Raw genomic sequence first — 1273 nt, 5'->3', positions numbered from 1 at the left:
ACCACTGAACTACTTCCGCAAAATATATTGGCAATGCGGATGAAGGGACTTGAACCCCCACGTCTTTAAAAGACACTAGAGCCTGATTCTAGCGCGTCTGCCAATTCCGCCACATCCGCATAAAATGGTGAGCCATGAAGGACTCGAACCTTCGACCCTCTGATTAAAAGTCAGATGCTCTACCAACTGAGCTAATGGCTCCAATCTTACGAATAAAAGCTGATGACTCATCAAACAGTCATTTCTTTTTTTTCAGCAACTTTTATATTATATCATAAAATCGTGGTGCCGGCAAGAGGACTTGAACCCCCAACCTACTGATTACAAGTCAGTTGCTCTACCAATTGAGCTACACCGGCTCATTATAAATATATTAATGGTGGAGGATGACGGGATCGAACCGCCGACCCTCTGCTTGTAAGGCAGATGCTCTCCCAGCTGAGCTAATCCTCCGCATCAGTTATTTGTGTAACTCTCGATCTGACAAGGACTATTATATACGGGAACATACCCATTTGTAAAGGCTATATTAAAAAAATTTTATTTTCAGTTTTTTTCTTCATATGTACATCTTTTTTATGGGAAACTTAGCCGGTTTTCCTTCTTTAAAATTCTGTTTCTTTTTCAAATCAGCGAGCAGAGCAGCAAAACTTTTGCCGCCTTGCTCTTGATATTCGATGATATGGTTCTATAATAGATTCTCCAAACGGCTGAAGAATTCCTGTCTTTTTGCGACGACAAATTTGTATTCCTGCTGATTTTTCAAGACGATTTTAAGCCCGTTTGGTATCATCTGTTTTTCTACTCTCGCTATATCATGAACCTTAATATTCAGCGGTTTGTTTTGAAAATTAAATCCATGAGACGTAAAAATAAGGACTTCACTTGTTAATTTCAATCTGCCTCCGCCCCCTTCAAAGCCCTGGAATAAATTTGCTGGAATATCCATTATAAGATCATCTTGTTTCGACAACTTCATGCTACCTGCCTATATTTTTCACTATATCTATCGTCCATTTTATTTTCTAATTCAACTTCATGGTTTTTTTGGACGATAAGTTGGAATAAAAAGTTCCAGTGCATGAGGGAAGTTCTTTTATTTTTCCGCTTGCCTCAATTTTGCTCATTTTAAGCTAGAGATAAAAGGATAAAGAGACGGTTGGCATCTCCGCCTGGTAAGCTTGTAAACCTGGTTAACATAGAGAATAAGGCAAAACAAAAAGACCAGCTGATATCAGCTGGTCTTCCTAAGCGCTTGGCGGCGTCCTACTCT

Annotated in this window: 1 protein-coding gene and 4 tRNA genes; all 5 read right to left on the bottom strand. The window is 39.4% G+C overall.

The window, feature by feature from the left end; all coding sequences use genetic code 11:
- Positions 1-34 precede the first annotated feature (34 nt).
- The 5 genes from BTA30_RS22140 to BTA30_RS22120 all read right to left on the bottom strand — a co-directional run bounded on the left by BTA30_RS22140 (position 35) and on the right by BTA30_RS22120 (position 979).
- A tRNA-Leu gene (locus BTA30_RS22140) sits at positions 35-119 on the bottom strand.
- A 6-nt stretch (positions 120-125) separates the two neighbouring features.
- Positions 126-201, bottom strand: a tRNA-Lys gene (locus BTA30_RS22135).
- An 82-nt stretch (positions 202-283) separates the two neighbouring features.
- Positions 284-359 (bottom strand) — tRNA-Thr (locus BTA30_RS22130).
- 18 nt (positions 360-377) lie between these two features.
- Positions 378-453 (bottom strand) — tRNA-Val (locus BTA30_RS22125).
- A gap of 235 nt (positions 454-688) precedes the next feature.
- Positions 689-979, bottom strand: a complete 291-nt coding sequence (locus tag BTA30_RS22120; protein WP_076764206.1) for a GRAM domain-containing protein — start codon at positions 977-979, stop codon at positions 689-691.
- Positions 980-1273 lie beyond the last annotated feature (294 nt).

This window comes from Bacillus swezeyi (assembly GCF_001969815.1).
GTDB lineage: Bacteria > Bacillota > Bacilli > Bacillales > Bacillaceae > Bacillus > Bacillus swezeyi.
The sequence above is the reverse complement of the archived record's forward strand: the minus strand, read 5'-3'. Positions and strand labels throughout refer to the sequence as shown.